15 protein-coding genes and 1 tRNA gene are annotated in these 17252 nt (G+C 64.4%); 9 read left to right on the plus strand and 7 right to left on the minus strand.

Annotated elements, in window-relative coordinates:
• Positions 1 to 75: 75 nt before the first annotated feature.
• The 3 genes from D9599_RS05755 to D9599_RS05765 form a co-directional block, all read right to left on the minus strand.
• Entirely contained in the window at positions 76 to 1068 is a 993-nt protein-coding gene (locus D9599_RS05755) for a tripartite tricarboxylate transporter substrate binding protein (protein ID WP_198380270.1), read from the minus strand.
• Positions 1069 to 1157: 89 nt separating this feature from the next.
• Positions 1158 to 2585, minus strand: a complete 1428-nt coding sequence (locus D9599_RS05760; protein ID WP_232480182.1) for a glycosyltransferase family 39 protein — start codon at positions 2583 to 2585, stop codon at positions 1158 to 1160.
• A complete protein-coding gene (locus tag D9599_RS05765; RefSeq protein ID WP_309228554.1) occupies positions 2582 to 3685 on the minus strand; it encodes a glycosyltransferase family 2 protein in 1104 nt (367 codons plus the stop codon). Before D9599_RS05765 ends, D9599_RS05760 begins: the two co-directional genes overlap by 4 nt.
• Before the next feature lie 99 nt (positions 3686 to 3784).
• On the opposite strand from D9599_RS05765, the gene D9599_RS05770 reads away from it, so the two are divergent.
• Positions 3785 to 4564, plus strand: coding sequence for a sulfite exporter TauE/SafE family protein (locus D9599_RS05770; RefSeq protein ID WP_198380272.1), 780 nt, complete (start codon positions 3785 to 3787; stop codon positions 4562 to 4564).
• Positions 4561 to 6318, plus strand: coding sequence for a chloride channel protein (locus tag D9599_RS05775; RefSeq protein WP_198380273.1), 1758 nt, complete (start codon positions 4561 to 4563; stop codon positions 6316 to 6318). Before D9599_RS05770 ends, D9599_RS05775 begins: the two co-directional genes overlap by 4 nt.
• 11 nt (positions 6319 to 6329) lie before the next feature.
• Here the strand turns inward: D9599_RS05775 and D9599_RS05780 are convergent.
• Positions 6330 to 6405, minus strand: a tRNA-Lys gene (locus D9599_RS05780).
• A 218-nt stretch (positions 6406 to 6623) separates the two neighbouring features.
• On the opposite strand from D9599_RS05780, the gene D9599_RS05785 reads away from it, so the two are divergent.
• Complete coding sequence (locus D9599_RS05785; protein WP_309228560.1) at positions 6624 to 7928, plus strand: tyrosine-type recombinase/integrase; 1305 nt, start codon at positions 6624 to 6626, stop codon at positions 7926 to 7928.
• 1227 nt (positions 7929 to 9155) lie between these two features.
• A complete protein-coding gene (locus D9599_RS05790; RefSeq protein ID WP_198380275.1) occupies positions 9156 to 10607 on the plus strand; it encodes an oligosaccharide flippase family protein in 1452 nt (483 codons plus the stop codon).
• Positions 10608 to 10915: 308 nt separating this feature from the next.
• Here the strand turns inward: D9599_RS05790 and D9599_RS05795 are convergent, their stop codons facing one another.
• Positions 10916 to 11935 (minus strand): glycosyltransferase family 2 protein, encoded by a 1020-nt coding sequence (locus tag D9599_RS05795; RefSeq protein WP_198380276.1) that lies wholly within the window; start codon positions 11933 to 11935, stop codon positions 10916 to 10918.
• Between the two features lie 1005 nt (positions 11936 to 12940).
• Entirely contained in the window at positions 12941 to 13597 is a 657-nt protein-coding gene (locus D9599_RS32125) for an acyltransferase (RefSeq protein WP_309228555.1), read from the minus strand.
• An 802-nt stretch (positions 13598 to 14399) separates the two neighbouring features.
• On the opposite strand from D9599_RS32125, the gene D9599_RS05805 reads away from it, so the two are divergent.
• The 3 genes from D9599_RS05805 (at position 14400) to D9599_RS32410 (ending at position 15214) form a co-directional block, all read left to right on the plus strand.
• Positions 14400 to 14540: a hypothetical protein gene (locus D9599_RS05805; protein ID WP_198380277.1), complete on the plus strand. Its 141-nt coding sequence runs from the start codon at positions 14400 to 14402 to the stop codon at positions 14538 to 14540.
• Between the two features lie 90 nt (positions 14541 to 14630).
• A complete protein-coding gene (locus D9599_RS05810) occupies positions 14631 to 15119 on the plus strand; it encodes a transposase (protein WP_198380278.1) in 489 nt (162 codons plus the stop codon).
• Entirely contained in the window at positions 15077 to 15214 is a 138-nt protein-coding gene (locus tag D9599_RS32410) for a hypothetical protein (protein ID WP_198380279.1), read from the plus strand. The genes D9599_RS05810 and D9599_RS32410 overlap by 43 nt, the downstream gene beginning before the upstream one ends.
• Positions 15215 to 15235: 21 nt before the next feature.
• Here D9599_RS32410 and D9599_RS05820 read toward each other — a convergent pair whose 3' ends face one another.
• The gene (locus D9599_RS05820; protein ID WP_198380280.1) at positions 15236 to 15493 is read right to left on the minus strand and encodes a hypothetical protein; all 258 of its coding nucleotides are present in this window, start codon (positions 15491 to 15493) and stop codon (positions 15236 to 15238) included.
• A gap of 467 nt (positions 15494 to 15960) precedes the next feature.
• Between D9599_RS05820 and D9599_RS05825 the strand changes: the two genes are divergently transcribed.
• A complete protein-coding gene (locus D9599_RS05825) occupies positions 15961 to 16866 on the plus strand; it encodes a hypothetical protein (protein ID WP_198380281.1) in 906 nt (301 codons plus the stop codon).
• An 81-nt stretch (positions 16867 to 16947) separates the two neighbouring features.
• On the plus strand, positions 16948 to 17217 hold the full coding sequence (locus tag D9599_RS05830; RefSeq protein WP_198380282.1) for a hypothetical protein: 270 nt from the start codon (positions 16948 to 16950) through the stop codon (positions 17215 to 17217).
• Positions 17218 to 17252: the final 35 nt, after the last annotated feature.

Here is a 17252-nt window from a genome sequence, read left to right on the forward strand (position 1 = left end):
ACAGGTCCCCTTGAACTCGGTTGTCCCGCGCGCGAGTCAAGCCCGGGGTGTCCCGCCCGAACGTGGCGAAAGGTTTCAGCCGGCGAGCCGCAGCCCCCCTCGCTCAACGATGCCGCGGAACTTGGCCAGTTCGGTCGCCAGGAAGGCGCGGGTCTGCTCGGGCGTGCTCGGGGGCGAGGGATCCACCCCCGCCGCCACCAGCCGTTCCCGTGCGGAGGGGTCGGCCAGGACCGCGTTCGCCGCTGCGTTCAGCGCTGCCTGCACCGGTCCAGGCAGCCCCCGCGGCCCGAGAAGCACGTTCCAGGTGGTTACCTCGAAGCCGGGCGCCACCGTCTCCGCGACGGTCGGGATTTCCGGAAACAGCGGGTGCCGCTCCCTGGACGTCACGGCCAACCCACGCGAGAGCCCGTCGCGCAGGTGCGGCGCGGTGGAGGCCAGCACCTCGAAGGAATAGGCCACCTCCCCCTTGGCCAGCGCCTCCATCACCGCCGAGCCACCGCGATAAGGCACGTGCTCCGCCTGCAGCCCGCCGACCGCGATCTTGAGGTATTCCCCCGTCAGGTGCCCCACCCCGCCGACGCCGGAGGTGGCCCAGGACAGCGCCCCCGGCCGCGCTCGGATGCCCGCCACCAGTTCGGCCATCGTCCGGAAGGGCGAGGCCTGCGGCACGACGACCACCAGTGGCCCGCCCCCGAGCATCGCGATTGGCGTGAAGTCTGCGACCGGGTCGTAGGGCGTCTGCGAGGGCAGCGCCGCCGGGTTCGTCGCGTGGGAGGAAGCGGTGGCGAGGAGAAGGGTCGCGCCATCCGCCGGCCTCTGCCGCACCCACTCGCTACCGATGGCGCCGCCCGCCCCGGCCCGGTTCTCCACGATGACCCGGGCGTTGGCCCCCAGCCGCGGGCCCATCCGGTCGGCCAAGACCCGGCCCGCGATATCGGTCGATCCCCCCGCCAGGAAGGGCACCACGAGCGAGATCGGCCGGTCCGGCACCCATCCGCCCTGCGCCCGTGCCGCCGGAGCGAGGAAGGGTGCTGAAAGACCGCTGGCGAGCAGCGCACGTCGTTGCATGGCGTCCTCCTGGCCGGCCTGTCCCGCGGCCTTCCCGACAGCTTGCAGCCCCCGCGCGGGGTTGGGAATGCCGCCCGGCGAGGAACCGCTCAGCGTGGCCGGGGTAGCTCCGCCATCGGCTGGGCGCCCGCCGGCGTTTCGACCCGCAGCAGCCGGTAGCGCTCTGCCTCAACTCCTCGTCGCGAGCGGACCACCTCCCCCGCCGGCAGGGCGCCGGGCCAGAGTGACGGCCCCTCTCCTCGCCTGAGGCTCCGCAGCATCAGTCCGGCCTTTCCCGGTGCGGGCGCCTCGAAGGTGAAGAGTGCCCAGCGGTCGCCGATCGCCACCACTGGCACCCCCGGCGGCAGGTGCAGCGCGAGTTCCGAGGCCAGTCCGTACTCCTCCGCCGCGACGAAGCCGGCCCCGGCCTCTACCCGTGCCGCCTCTACCTCGCGCGCGAATTCTGGCCAGCCGCCCAACCGGGCAAGAGTCGGGTCCGTACCCCGCGGCAGCGGCAGCGGAGCCAAGCCCGCCTGGACCAGTGCCAGCACCGTCATGCCGAAACCGATGCCCACGCCGATCCGCTGCCAGCGAGGCGTCGTAAAGGCGGCTGCCGCAATGCACGCGGCCGGATAGAGAATCGCGGGCCAGTTCCCCTGAACCCGGCTTCCCGTCGCTTGCCAGAGGAAGAGTGCAGCCGCCGGCAGGGTCAGTGCCGCCAGCAGCCCCGCCCCGCCGTCCCGTCCCCGCAGCCACGCCGTGGTCGCCGCACCGGTCCCAACCGCGCAGAGCACGAGCAGCACCGGCGAGGCAAGCCCGAGCTGCCCGGCAATCAGCTCGCCGAGAAAACGGAGCTCCAGATCATCCCCTGCGCCCGTCCGCCCGCCCTGCTTCGCAAAGGAAGCCCATCCATGAGCCGCATTCCACGCGACAACCGGCATGAACAGCGCCAGAGCCAGCGCCCCGCCCGCATAGAGCCGCCAGTCCCGCCACCAGCGCCGTGCGGCGGGCTCTGCCAGCAGCCAGAACACCAGCCCGACGCCGAACAGCGCTGCCGTGTATTTCGACGCCAGCGCGACGCCCGCCAGTGCCCCCACCGCGAGCCACCAACGCCCGTCGCCGGAGGCGTGCAGCCGTGCCGCCGCCCAGAGCGCAAGGCACCAGAAAACGAAGACCGGCGTGTCCGGCGTCATCAGCACCGCGCCCGCATTCGTGACGGGCATGGCGCTCATCAGCAGCGCGGCCCACAATCCGGGCCGCCGCGCCGGCATCAGCGCATTCGCGGCCCCCACCACGGCAAGCGAGGCCGCCGCCAGGCCGATCGGTCCGAACAGCCGGATCCCCAGCGCGCCATCCCCGGCCAGCGCCGTCCCGGCGGCGATCCAGAGCGCCACCATGGGCGGGTGGTCGAGATACCCGGCCTGAAGGTCGCGGGCCCAGGTCCAGTAATAGGCCTCGTCAGGCGAGATCGGCAGCAGCGCCGCCGCCAGCAGCCGCGCCGCCGTCAGCAGCAGCAGCGCCAGAACCCACGGGTTCAACGGCTCCGCCAGACAAGGGTGGAAGAGACGGCGTAATTCCATACGCCCGTCAGCAGCGCGCCCGCGGCCCCAGCCAGGCCCCAGCCCGCCAGATTCTCCCGCACCAGCAGCCCCGCGATGCCCACATTGGCGACCGCCCCGATCCCGCAGACAAGATAGAAGAGCAGCAGCCCTTGCCAGAGGCGCGCGCCCTTCAGGCGCGAGTCACGATAGGTGATCCGGTTGTTCAGCAGGAAGTTCGCGGTCATTGCGACGAGGGTGGCCATCCACTGCGCCGCCTCGAACTGCATTCCCGGCACGCGGGCGGCGAGGCCAAGCACCGCGAGATGCACTCCGACGCCAATCAGCCCGACCGCTGCGAAGGAAATGAACCGCCAGGGCAGCCAGCCGCCCAGCGCCTTATCCAGCAGCAGACCTAGGAACTCGAGCAGCACCGCGGCGTCGAGCTTCGACTCCCCTGCGACGCGCGGCCGGAAGCGGTAGGGCACCTCAGCCACCCGGAGCGGCCGCCCAGCCGAAAGCAACAAGTCGAGCAGAATTTTGAACCCGCGGCTCGAAAGGTTTGGCGCGATCGCCTCGAAGAGCGACTGCCGCATGAGGAAGAAGCCGCTCATCGGGTCGCCGACGGGCGTGGGCAGCAGCAGGGCCGCCATCCGGGTGCCGGCATCGCTTACCTTCGCGCGGGAGGCCGAGAACCCGGACCCCGCCTCGCCGCCCTCCGTGTGGCGACTGCCCACCGCCACCTCGGCGCCGCCCTGAACGGCCGCAAGCATCGCCGGCAGGATGGTCTCGTCGTGCTGAAGGTCGCCGTCAATCACAGCAACGTGCAGCGCGGAGGAGGAGAGAACGCCCTCCGTCACGGCCGAAGCGAGGCCGCGCCGCCCGATTCGGCGGATACCCCGCACCCGCGGATCATGCGCTGCGATGGCCCGCACCTCGCGGATTGTGCCGTCCGGGCTGTCGTCGTCGACGAAGACGACTTCCCACGCGATACCGCGCAGAGCCGCTTCCAGCCGCTGCACCATGGGCGCCACATTGGCCGCCTCATTGTAGCAGGGCACGACGACGGTCAGTTCGGTGGTGTTAGGTTCTTCCGTCACGGCACCGCCTTAGCCCGCGCGACCGCGGGCCGGAAGAGGGCCGTACCCTTCCCCCCGCGGGCGGATCGGCGTAGCGGACCGTTCCGCCCGGAGCCGCGCATGCCCGAAAGCCTCATCCCGCCGGACATGCCGTCCCTCGCCACGCTCGGGCCCGTGGTGGCGATCGTCGCCCTGTCTGCCCTGTTCCGCGGCTTCACCGGCTTCGGCTTCGCCATCATCGCCGTGCCCCTGCTGAGCCTCGCCCTGCCGCCGCTGCTGGCAGTGGCGCTGGCGGCCGGGCTCCAGTTCCTCGGCGGGCTGATGGATTTCCGCGGCGCCGCGCGCAGCTGCCACTGGCCCTCGGTTCGCTGGCTGACTGCAGGGGCGGTAGTCGCCTCGCCCTTCGGCACCCTCCTCCTCGCCTGGCTGCCGGCCGACGCGGCGCGGCTCGTCCTGGCCGCGGCCTGCGGCGCGGCGGTGCTCGCGCTCCTCGTCACCCCCGGGTTCAGGACCATACCCGGGCACGGCACCACCATCGCCGCCGGGGCGCTGTCCGGCCTCTTCAACGGGATGGCAGCCATGCCCGGCCCGCCGGCCCTCGCTTACTATCTCGCCCTGCCGCTGAGACCCGCCCAGGTGCGCTCCTCGCTGATGGTCTTCTTCCTCTTCTCCGCCACCCTCTCCACCGGCAGCCTTGTCCTGATCGGCGCCATGGGGCGGCGGGAACTGGTGCTGATCCTCGCGGGCATGCCCCTGATGCTCGGGGGATCACGCCTGGGCGCCGCCCTCTTCCGCCGTGCCGGCGGCGCGCACCGGAACGTCTCGCTCGCCACCCTTGCCCTCGTTGCCCTTCTCACGGCGGCCAAGGGGTTGGCGGGCCTGCTCGGAGGCGGACCGTGAGGATCCGGCGGCAGCACCTCACCCAGGGGCTCGGCAGCCTCCGCGCCTGGATCCGGGGCACGGAGCCGGGCCTCGTGGTGCTCGGCGCCGTCGCGGGCATCGCCAGTGGCGCCGTCGCCGCCTCAATGAGTGGCATCGCCCAGGGCCTGCATACCCTGCTCTTCGGTCCGGAGGTCACGCACGGGCTGAGTGCCCTGCGAGACGTCGATCCCGACCTCGCCCTTCTGCTGCCGGCGGCCGGCGGGCTGCTCCTTGGCCTGATCAATCTCGGCCTCGCCCGCTGGCACCCGCGCGTGCCCGTAGACCCGATCGAGGCGAACGCCCTGCATGGCGGCCGCATGGCGCTGCAGGACGGCGCCGTGGTCGCCGGCCAGAATCTCGTCTCCAACGGCTTCGGCGCCTCGGTCGGGCTCGAGGCCGGCTATACCCAGGTTGCGGGTGCGGTGGCCTCGCGCACCGGCATCCTCTTCGGCCTGCGCCGCGGGGACCTCCGGGTGCTGGTGGGCTGCGGTGCCGCAGGAGCCATCGCCGCCGCCTTCGACGCCCCGCTCACCGGCGCCTTCTACGCATTCGAGCTGGTGATCGGCACCTATACCATCGCCAGCCTCGCGCCGGTGATTACCAGCGCCGTGGGTGCGACGCTCGTTGCCCGGCTCGTGCACGGCCAGACCTACGTCGTCCAGCCCGGCGGCGTCGCCTCTCCGGGTTGGGACGGCTACGCGCTGGCCCTTATGCTCGGCCTGATGGCGGCGCTCGCGGCCATCGCGCTGATGCGCGGGGTGGGTCTCGTCGAGGCAGTGCTGAAGCGCGCCGTCCGCCTCTCCTGGCTGCGTCCCGCAGCAGGCGGCCTCGTGGTCGGGCTCCTCGCCCTCCTTTCGCCCGGCGTCCTATCCGCCGGCCACGGGGCGCTGCACCTTGCCTTCAGTACGGAAGGCCCAGCACGGGCGGCGCTTCTGCTCCTCCTGCTCAAGGCCGTCGCCTCCGCGGTCTCGCTCGGGGCGGGCTTCCGTGGAGGGCTCTTCTTCGCCTCCCTCCTGCTCGGCGCGCTGCTCGGCAAGGTCATGGCGGCCGGGATCAACCTCTTGGGCCTCGGCCTGGTCGATCCGCTCCTGCTGGCGGTGGTGGGGATGAGCGCCTTCGGCACCGCCGTCATCGGCGCGCCGCTCGCCATGACCTTCCTCGCGCTTGAGACCACCGGCAACTTCCAGGTGGCGGGCGCCGTGCTCATTGCGGTCGTGGTCACCGGCCTCGCGGTGCGGCGCCTCTTCGGCTACTCCTTTGCGACCTGGCGCTTCCACCTGCGTGGGGAGGGCATCCGCTCCGCCCATGATATCGGCTGGCTGCGCGAGCTTACGGTCGGCCGCATGATGCGGCGAGACCTCCGCACCATCCCGGCGGACACCCGCTTCAGCGCCTTCCGCCGTGACTTTCCCCTCGGCTCCGCCGAGCGTGTCGTCGCTCTCGACGAAGCCGGCCGCTATGCCGGCATCGTCCTCGTCGCCGAGGCCCACGCCGCGCCGGTCGAGACGGAAGCCCTGGCCACGATCCTGCACCACCGGGAGGCTGCGCTGCTGCCCGCCATGAACGCGAAGGAAGCCATGGCTGCTTTCGACGCTGCAGAGGCGGAAGCCATGGCCGTGATCGACGGTGTCGAGAGTCGGCGAGTGCTGGGATTGCTGACTGCCACCTTCGTCCTCCGCCGCTACGGCGAGGAACTCGACAAGCGACGCCAGGAGGAAGTGGGCCTCGCCTGAGTGCCCGTTCTTGGTGCGCCCGCTGGGGCTCGAACCCAGGACCCCAAGATTAAAAGTCACGGGGCCACTTCTTCCGCAGTCCTCCGCCGCCTCCCGCAGATCCTCGCAAACCACAGAAAACACAGTGGCTTCGACGGTATCTTCGGCCCGCAGGCTCGCGCTGCTTCCCGCTTGCATCCGCAGCAATTGTCCGGGCAATGTCCGGGCGGCTAGACCCGGAGACTTCCGCCCGGACATGCTAGTGAAAGGGTGGTGCGGTGGTGTTGAAGGTATCCGAGGGACCGGTGCGGATCACCAAGGCAACGGTGGAGGCTGCTTGGCGCCGTCGCGCCCCGGAGACTCGCTTGACTATACGTGACGCCGAGTGCCGCGGCTTGGCGCTGGTGGTGAACCCCACCAGCATGGCGTGGGCGGTGTCGTATCGCCCACGCGGCCTGGATCCGACCACCGGCCGGCGCCCTGCGATGCGCGAACTGGTGGTGGGCTCTCCGGCGACCCATTCACCGGATCAGGCACGAACTGCTGCCGCTAAGGTGAAGAGCGAGGCGAGCGGAGGTGGCGACCCCTCTGCCTCCCGTCGCGCTGATATCGCAAAGGCAGCCCGGGACCGCGCCGCCACCGTTGACCGGCTGTTGGAGGACTATGCCGCAGCCCTTCCTTCACGTCCGAAACTCCGGGGCACCGGCCTCCTGTCGCCGGCTGTTCTTGCGGCGGAGATGCAGCAGGTGCGGCAAGCGGTGGCGACCATGAAGGTGGGCGCGTTGCCAATCACCACGATTGGATCACGCGAGATACGCGGGCTCCTAACAGCAGAGGCCAAGCGCCCGGCCACGGCGCGCCATCGCTTCGGCGCCCTCTCTCGCTTCCTCGACTGGTGCCAGGATGAAAGCGTGATTACTCTCAATCCTTGCCTTGCAATTGGTAAGGCGCGCCGTCCGCGCGCGCCGAAGGCGCGGAGCCACCATCTCCCTCTGCCCGACCTTGCCGTGCTTTGGCAGGCAGCGGAACGAGCAGAAGCAGACGTTTCGGAAACAGGCTTCCTCGCTGTCCACCGCGACCTGATTCAGTGTCTGATCGCGCTTCCCTGCCGGCGCGGTGAAGCTGCTAACGCTGAGTGGTCACACCTCGATCTCAATGCAGGCGCCTGGATCATGCCAGGGAAATTGACCAAGAATGGAGACACCCACCGGCTGCCGCTTCCCTACCTCGCGCATGTCCTATTTCTTACCCGTTGGGAGACAGCAGGACGGCCCAAGGATGGGTTGGTGTTTCCAAGCCCAAAGGCAGGCGCCGCAATCTCAACGTGGAGCGATCTGAAGACCACCCTGGACAAGGCAAGCGGCCTCACTGGCTGGCGCTGGCATGACTTTCGCCGATCGTTCGTCACCGTGCTAGCGGAACACGGTGTGGCCGAGGCAGTGGCGGACGCCATGCTGAACCACCGGCAGACCGCCACCCGTGGAGGTGTTCTCGGAGTCTATCAGCAAGCCCGCCGCCTACCCGAACAGGAAGCCGCCATGCGGCGCTGGAACGAGCTGCTGACGGCAGCGGTGGAAGGTCGAGGGGATCGAGAGGCGGTCGTTACTGGGCTAGACGGAAGGGCGGTCTGAGCCCTCCTCAACACCTTCCATGCTCATGCCAAAAGCGCCGATAGTGCCGATAGCTGGAAGCACCGTTCCGTATGCGCCTGTCGATCTTGCGGCCTGACCGATTTGCGCTACCCCCGCTGGATGGACGGTAGTCGCGTTCAGTTGGACCGGAGGCGCAGGGCGTTCTCCCAGGCTGTTCGCGAGATCATCGACGCATACGTCGAACAGGATGGCATCTCAGCGAGCATCGCCCAGCGCCGCATGGTGAAGGCTTGGCCGTAACCAGCGGCACCAGCGCGCAAGGTCGGATTCTCCTGCAGGAGGACGCGCGCCATGTCAGTGGCCACTTGGTTCGCTACGCTCAGGTGGAGCAGCGGCGCCGCCTCCTGCTTCTGACCTCGGCCGGCGCTGTGGCCGGCGCGCTGGCGCTCCTAGGCGATCGCCAAGGGTGGAAGTGCTGGCACCCTCCGTTACACTTAGCGCCCTTGCTCTACGCGCGTCAGACACCGCCGCGGAACCGCGATGATGAGGCAATCGAGGAAGCCGGCCGCAGAGCTCTGGACTCGGACGTGCGGCGGCCTCGCTAAGCCCACGTGACGCTGCTGAATGTGGACGCAGTGTTGTGTGAGCTTGAACAAAAAGCCAGTTCGGGCATTACGGATGAACACCGCGGTGGGTAGAAAGGTGGGGACGAACTCCTTCGGCAGCCTGCGCCTGTCACCCTCGAAAGGCAGCGGAGCGCACTATTTAAGTCGCACGGCTCCCCCACCATGGCGGCTTCCTGCGAACCGGAAGTCACCCAGCCGCTGACATTAGTGATGTAGGCGTTGGGACAGCGGGCATCGAGCCAATAACGTAACCGCGCCGTGCATCACAGAACGCCGTAATGATGCTTGCTCCACGTTGACTACGCACCATTCCACTGCCAAAGCCACGACACCCGTAACCTGAGCCATCCACCCCAGTGCCGCCGTTTAGCCGTCCGTAGATGCTGGCGCTCTCTGCGCTGTGCACGCGCTTCGCAGGAGCAGCCGATTGAGGAGTTGGCCTCGGCACCAGGCGAGAAGAGAAAGAGCTCGCTTGAGTTCAATCATTGCGCGCCCTCCCTCCTTGCCCAACTTCGGACTATTTAGCGAAACATTTTGTGTCTTGGAGAGCTGCGGTGGGGTTGCTCGACCATCAATAGAATCGCCGCAGCTCTGCCTGACAATATTCCCCCGTTTATCTAAGGATGGAGACCCCTAACTGATGTCGGTCCGGCGTGGCATCGCATGGATGGCTTTCTCACAAGGCAGCCTTTTTGTCCTGCAATTCGTCGTCTCGGTGCTCATTGCACGCATCTTGACTCCGTACGAGATGGGTATTTTCGCCGTCGCTATCTCCACTGTCGGGCTTCTCGCCATCATTCGCTCCTTCGGCCTTGGTTCCTTCCTTGTCCGGGCGGAGGAATGGAGCAGCAACCTCGTCACAACCGTTTTCACGATTAACGCCGTTCTGGCGTTTGCACTTGCTGCGGGCACGGTTGGGCTAAGCTTTCTAGGCGGCGCCGCTCTTGGAGAAGCCGGTGTACGGCAGATCCTGATGGTGCTGGCGATCGTGCCGCTCGTCACCATTTTCGACTTTCTTCCAACCGCAGGCATCGAGCGGCGGGGCGATTTCAGAACGGTCGCGATCATCAATATCGTTCGGTATAGCGTTGCCAATCTAGCCACTCTCGCTTTCGCCTATGCCGGCTACAGCTACATGAGCCTTGCCTATGGCCAGATCATCAGCGCGATCACGGCCGCGATCTTGAGCAATCTGTTCGGCAGGCAGTTTGTAGCCCTCAGGATCGGCCTGTCTGACGCCCGCGCGGTCCTGCGCTTCGGCGTTCAGGTCCTCACCACGTCAGGCCTCGGCAGCTTCAGTGGAAGGATTTCCGACCTTATCTTAGCGAAGATGCTTGGATTGAGTGCCCTTGGTCTTTACTCCCGTGCTGGAAGTTTAACCGGAGTGTTATGGGAGAATTTGCACACGATCGTGCTTCGGGTGATGTTCGTCGACTTCGCAGAGCAACGTCGTCTGGGCAAGTCGCTTCGCGAGCCCTACTTGCACGTGATACGAGTCCTACTTTCTGTACTCTGGCCCATGCTCATCGGCATAGCCGTTGTCTCAGGCCCTCTCGTTCTGCTTCTTTTTGGTAACTCGTGGCTAGAGGCTGCCCTACCTCTAAGCTTACTCGCCATCGCTACCGCAGTAGCCATTCCCATCATTATGGCCTGGGATGTATTTGTCGTCTGTAATGAGACCGGAAAACAGGTACGGATTGAGGTATTTCGGGCTGTAATGTCGGTTGGCTTTCTTGCCGCAGGCTGCCTAATCAGTCTAAACGCCGTGGCAGCGCTCACGATCCTCTCCTCCTTCTGTTCTTTCCTGATATACCGGCCTCACCTCGAGCGAATGACCGAAACGGCCTGGTCTGACTATGTACCGATTTACGGGCAAGGATTACTGCTCACCACCGTTGCGGTGTTACCGGCGGCCGCCGCAATGATAGTCTATGATTGGTCTCCTGAAGCGCCACTAACGCCGTTAACAGCTGGGATCGCGGCCGGTATCTTGGCTTGGTTCGTGATGCTCTGGGCGCTGGATCACCCTCTATATCACGAAGTGCGTCGAATGCTGCAGCAGTTCCTAAGTGCACGGACACGAGGGGCCTGATCCAGGGAGGTACCGGAGCGCCGCACATCCGCTGGATACGCTCCGATTTCCCTGGCTCAAGGAACGGATTTGCCGCGGATGGAGGGACTACGAACCATTTAGTTCCAGGGACGCACGCGCGATTTGCTGTCAACTTCTCTGCGGCGGTCAAGCTATTCCATCGGCCTCACTTAGGCAGCAGCACAGCTACCACCAAGATCTTCATCTGCCGAAGGCCGCTTTCGGTCAAGTTTCGCAGTGAGATGGCTTGGCGATGCGGCTATAGGCACATTTTTATTTCCTGTAAGCACGGCATCGTCGCCTTTAAGTCACTGAGGTCGAAGCACACCGTTTTTCTTCTTAGCTTTCCTAGCCGTGCTTCGTTTGGCCAATCGCCGCAACAAGTCATACATCGCGATTCTCCCGGCTGTAGCAGCGTAGCAAAGTGCGACGACCGGAGCAGCTGCAACCATGAAGAAGTAGGCCTTGCGATGATGCAAGTAGGTGAAGAACGCCTTTATCTCACGTCCGACGCGTACCAGTCCCCAGCCTTCCGAGTAGCCCCTCGTTATGCTCCACCACGCCCGCAGATATTCCAAGCGGCTACTGCGCCGAAGAATGTACTTCGCGTAGTATGCACCTCGGCCCCGGTCGTAGCCCACGAACAGTTGGTGGAGGGCGGCGTCGCCTCGGCGCCGGTGGTGATGCCGCACGACTGGCGCGGGATCGAACCAAGCAGGCATGCCGGCCCATATGACGGCTGCCACAGCGTCTACGTCCTCGAACGGAAAAGGCGTGCCCGCCCCAATCTGTCGATCGAAGCCTCCGACCGCCTCAAGCGCGCTTCTTCTGAACGCTAGGTTCGCCCCGTGCAGATTGCCTGCAGGCACGAACTGGCAAGGCATTAACTCCCGCGGGCGTTCTCCTTCATCAATCGTCACTCTTAAGTCGGCGGGATCATGAAGGAGGATCCGTCCGCCTATGCAGCCAGCTTCAGGGCGGCTTCTAAAAGCCTCCACCATTGCATCAACATAGGTCGGATCGGGGTAGCAATCGTCATCGGTGAAGGCAACGATCTGACCGCGGCATGCTCGCCAACCAGCATCGCGCGCTGCACCAAGGCCGACGTCACCAACGAACAGCTGTCGGAGCCGCCCCCCACAAGTGTCGGCACGGCTGATTACGTCTGCCGTATTGTCAGTAGATGCATTATCTACGATCAGTATCTCAAATTGGAATTTGCTTTTAAGCTTAGTCAAAGACTGCAGTGCGCTCGGAAGAAAAGTTGCCCGATTCCTGGTGCTGATCACAATTGACAGGTCAACAGGCCACTCTATGAACGTGCTCATCGTAGTCCATCCCACTTGTTTGTCCCTGGGAACGAGGCGGCAGCCTGGCTTATTTTGAGGAAGAACCGGAACTAATTGGGCGCAACATGATCAAGATCGCCAGTAAGGCGAATATACCGACTGTGCCCACATCCGGCTGCGATCCAGAAGTTGCGCCAGCTTCAGTGAGGTGTTGAAGACGTTCACCTGGACAGGCACCGCTAACACATGGGATGTGAGAGCTACGGTGCGGACCAGAGTCAAAAAAAGACACAGGTTTCCATCGGATGATCCATTCTTCGCGACTATCGCGGCCTATGCAAGTCTCATGCCAAAATGAGAATCCTTTTGTCTCAGGAGCTTGCTGCCGCCACTGAATACGGAGTTGAGAATTTGTAAGAAAATGCGACGCGGTAGTCGCTCAGTTCGGAAAAGTCTGACTTGTACGCGCGAACACCTGCGTCCTGTTAGGGCATGAGCCAGTGGCATGAGGTGGTGAGGTCCAAAATACTCTCGCAAGTCCGCGGCGGTTTACCCAAAACTAGCGGTGGCGGCGGACTACGCATTCCCCCGCACTCGGTCGTAGTAGTGTTAGATCGGATCGAGACCGGGTAGACGATGGATACTTCGATCGGAATTGCTGGATTGAGCGGCCCAGTGCGTTCATGTGCACGCGGACGGCATAGTTGTAGTAGCCGGGGCCGCTTACACCCTGGATCAGCACGTCGAGGAGCGCACTTGGAAAGCTGATGCCACTTATGAAATCATGTACCGCAGTTGGCATGAGGGCAAGGGCGCGCTACTCTCCCAACGGCATACATCCATCAGCACCACTCCGATCTTTCCTGCGATCGGGTCTGCTCTCAGGTAGCGCGTTGATTGTCACGCACTGCATGATGGGCGACGTCCGTCGGCTCAGCGTGACTGACCGACAGCGCATTCTCAACAGCTGCGATACGCCGATAAGCTACCTGTACTCATCTACCCCACCCAGTTCAAGAGCGTAGATGGTAGGTAGAATCTATTTTAGGACCATATCACCTGTCGAATTGGTCGGGCTGGAACACCGGCAGCCAGCATTCCAGCAGGAATGTCGCGGTTTACTAAGGCCCCTGCAGCTATCACAGCACCATCGCCAATTGTAACACCCTTGAGGATGGTTGTATTCAGCCCTATCCAAACATGGTTCCCAATATTCACGGGCTGCGGTCCGGCAGCCCGTCCCTGGATCTCATGCCCATCCGCATCCCAAATCGTAACATTTTCAGCGATTGCGACGTCGTGCCCGATCGTTAGTGAACCTGAAATCGAAATATTGACGCCTGAGTTGATATAACCGCTGCCCAGGGTGATCCTTGCGCTTTGATTGATCCAAATGGAAGCTCCCTCGTGTATGCGAAAAGTCCCTTCTACTTGGCAAACGGCTCCTTGGCGCAGCACTAGCTGCGATGGGCGAAAAATTCCAGACTTCCATTGCGCCCCAAAGACAAGCTTTCCGGGACCAACAACGCTGCCTTGGTGCAACACAACGGAGGCGCGACGGTAAACCCATATTTTTAGGGCGCGATTGCGTAGAGCTGCGCAAGTTGTCCGAAGGATGGACAGGTGCCGAAGCATCGAGAGTTGGTCAGGGATAATTGCAGTCCGCAGGGTGTTCCTTAGGGCTTCAACGCAGGCGAACATGTTTGTTGTACCTCTTCAGTAAGGGGGCAGATGTTAGGCGACTCGACTAAACCGATCCGGTCTGATTATGAAATTTGATCAATTTCTTGCGTGCGAGATAAAGAAAAAGGGTTTGCCGTTCGCCAAGGGGACACGATCAGGTTGATGATGCAGACTGCTTCCACCCAGCCAGCGAGTTAAGGAGTTGGTCCTGCAACCACGATTCGTCAGCCCCGCCATTAACTTGGCCGTCACGCATTTACGGCATTCCTGCCTTCTCAAAGCTTCGACATGAGAATGCCAGCTTACTCTGCCGGCGCGCCCTGCCCTGGCGTCCGGTACAGTGCTGGTAGCCACTCCGTGTCGCACCAGCCGTCGACCAAACGCACGATCAGTTCAATGCTGCTTAGTCCCGACAAGCCGCCGCCGGGGAAGCCCACTAGGGTGAAGCTGAACACGTTGCCCTTTCCGTTCGAAGCGACCCGCGCGCCTCGGTACACGTAGAGCGGACCGCCAGCGTCGCAGAGCGTGGCAATGACACGCGGGGCAGGGTGCGTCGCTTCAAGCATTGTTTGCCACCGTCAACCTTCAACCATTTCCTTTGCCGGGGGATTCCACTGGCTCACACCCGCCCTTCCGGTTGGCGAAGTCACTCAGCATTGCAACTGCCTTGGGTAACTCGAGCTAGTTCTGAGGCTCCGCCCATCCTGCGCCGGTCGCGCGGAGCCGGGTGAAAGCGGGTTTGGACGTGTGAGTCATCGATGGACCCCGGGATGTTTGCTCAGGCATGGTAGCGCAGCTCTCTATTAAGGATACTCCCGAGATGCGCGTCATCCCGGCTGTCTGCTTCTTTGTTATCCTAATTGTTATTCTTGGTCTCATCGCCAGCCACGAGATACCTCGGCGCCGCGCCATGACGGATCGCGAGAAGGAGGAGGAGCGGGAGGCTCAGGACACATGGTAGTTGCGCCACAAATGGACGGTCGTTCAGTCGAGATGAATCATCTGCTCAAGCTCGTTCTTACATAAAGCTCACTTGTAGGTTGTAGCGCAGTTGAAAGGCCATCGCCCGCACGAGTACCAATTCGTGCTGCTGGAGCGGCTTCAAGCCGCAGGTGCCATCGACTGGCGTAGGGCCGCGCTCGATAGTTACGTCCTTCTAACAAAAAGCGGGCCAGGCGGTCGGACCGAACCCAACGGAACGCAGCAAGCCGGGCACAAACGCCACCTCGTCACGGATGCCCGCGGCACGCCGCTCGGCCTGACGTTGAGCAGCGCCACCCGCGACGACAGCCGCATGCGAGTTCCGACCCTGGACGAAATTCCGCTGATTCGGGCCGGCCGCAGCGGCCGTCCCCGACGCAGGCCGGGCAAGCTCCACGCCGACAACGCCTACGGCCATCGCCGCTGCCGCCAGGAGTGCCACGCCGCGGCATCACCCCGCGCATCGCCCGCCGTGGCGTCGAGAGCAGCACCCATCTCGGTTGCCACCGCTGGGTTGTGGAACGGACCTTCGCTCGGCTGGCACGTTACCGTCGCCTGACCATGCGGCATGAGCGCCGCACGGACATCCACCTGGCGTTCACGACACTCGCCTGTGCCCTTGTCTGCCCCAGCCAGATCAGACGGTGTTTTTAAGTGTTTTAAGGTCAGAAGCCATCAGCCCTCACAGAAGGCGGCCCCCGCCGGATGGGTACGCTCCCCCGTGTCGAGCAGGATGTTCACCAAGCGCACGATCATCTCGATGCTGCCCAGCCCGGACCAGCCGCCGCCGGGAAAACCCACCAGGCTAAAGTTGAACATGGTGCCATTCTCGTTCGAGCCGATGCGCGCGCCGCGGCACTCGTAAACCGGCCCGCCGGAGCCCCCGGCCTGGGCGATGACACGCGAGGGAGGATGGCTCGTCGGGTTGGTCATGCCTGCTTCGCAGTGAAGGTGGGCGGCGTCGTCTTTCCCCATAGAAGACACGTTTTGATTGAAGAAGGATACGACAAGCGTATGGTGAGAAAGGCTCCCTCCACTCGACGCGCTTTCGTCGGCGGCAGGCTTCACGACGCGGGGCTCTTGGGCGGCAGAGCAGTCGGAGGCCATGGCCTGGGATAGCGCCGCTTGAGCAAAGTCGGAATGGCTGTAGCGCAGCCTGCGAGAAATGCCGTGGCGGCAGCACGCCGATCTAATCCCGCGCTCCACCACTAGCGTCCGTGCCGCTGCGCGCTAGAATCCACAACAGCAGGACGGGGGTGGTCACCCCTCGCGCCGGGACACTCCGCCCCGGCCGTCCTGCCGCCCCTCCTGCGGAGCATGCTGCGGAGGGCTTATTGACAGCATCTCGCATTGGCCGCCCCGTTAAGACAACGCCGCCTCCCGGCTCCCCTTCGGGCTCCTTGTCCGGCAGCTACATTTTTGTCACCAGCGCCGACCTGCGCGCCACTGCGGAAGCTGCCGGGCTCGCCATTCTGATTGACTCCGACGGAGTCGGGACAATGGCTGACGCCATCAACGAGCACTTCGAGCAATTCATTCTATGGCGCGCGGTGCAGGGCAACGATGCAGCCAACGCGGAGAAGCGGGATTGGGCGGGCGCGCTAGCTCGCGCTTGCGGCGAGGTGATCCATGCGCTGGGCGAGGAAAATAACGTAGCGCTCGATGCGAAGATGGTTCTGGACGGCGGCTGGTCCCGTGCCCATCAATCGACCGACTTCTGGTTGCGGCACCACCTGCAACGCGCGTCAGCGAATCCGAGCGAGCATATGCTGCCGGACGGATCGGACTTCGACATCAAAGCCATATGGTGGGCCGAAATTGACCGCTTGTTGCCGATGCTCAACGCCACCCGTGAACTGGCAAAACGGGCGGAAGCGGCCTACGGCAGCAAGGTCAAGGCTGGCGGCCGACCGCCGGACGATGTGCTGCTGCTTATGATGTGCAATCTAGCCGTCTGCTACCGCAGCATGTTCGGCGCCCTCCCGACGATCTCCGACACTAAGCGACCTAGTATCGACGCGGCCCGGGACACAGTGCCGGGTGGGCGTGCATTAGAGTGGTTTCGTGAGCTATTTGGACGCGCTCGGGAGGTTTGCCGAACGGCCCTAGCCATCCCCGGCACCGATGCGCCTCGCGCGTATGCCGTCGTGGGCGACCTCTGCGACCAAGTATTAGGGGTGAAGCGCGGGCGACAGACACATGGCCGGGACGGGCTCGCCGCCCTTATCCGCGCAGCGTCTAGGCGTGTGAGGGAGGTCGAGGGGAAGGAGGTTGCGGAAGGCTCAAACGCGGAAAGTCGAGAATGAAAGACATTGCGACTTCCCGCGTTCCCGCCGCGTAAGTCGCAGGCCATCCGCCGCGCCACGCTGGCGCCCGTAGGAGGCCCGATGAACATGACCGACCCCACGATGAACCCGGCGCAGCCGGATCTCTCTAACCTTCCTGTCCATGTTGACCGCCAGCGCGCGGCCGAACTGGTGACGCATTTCTACTTCCGCGTGAGCCCGAGAACTTTGGAACGCTGGCCGCTGACCGGTAAAGTGCTGAATGGCCGCCTGACCTTCCCTACCGCCGAGGTGTTCCGCCTCGCGCGCGAGCGCATCGACGCCGCCCCGGCGATCAAGGGTGGGCCCGCCAGCGCGACCCGCACTGCCTAACGAAAACCCCCGCGCGGCTGGGCGGCCGGCGGGGG

It is taken from the genome of Roseomonas sp. KE2513 (assembly GCF_016107305.1).
Lineage (GTDB): Bacteria > Pseudomonadota > Alphaproteobacteria > Acetobacterales > Acetobacteraceae > Roseomonas.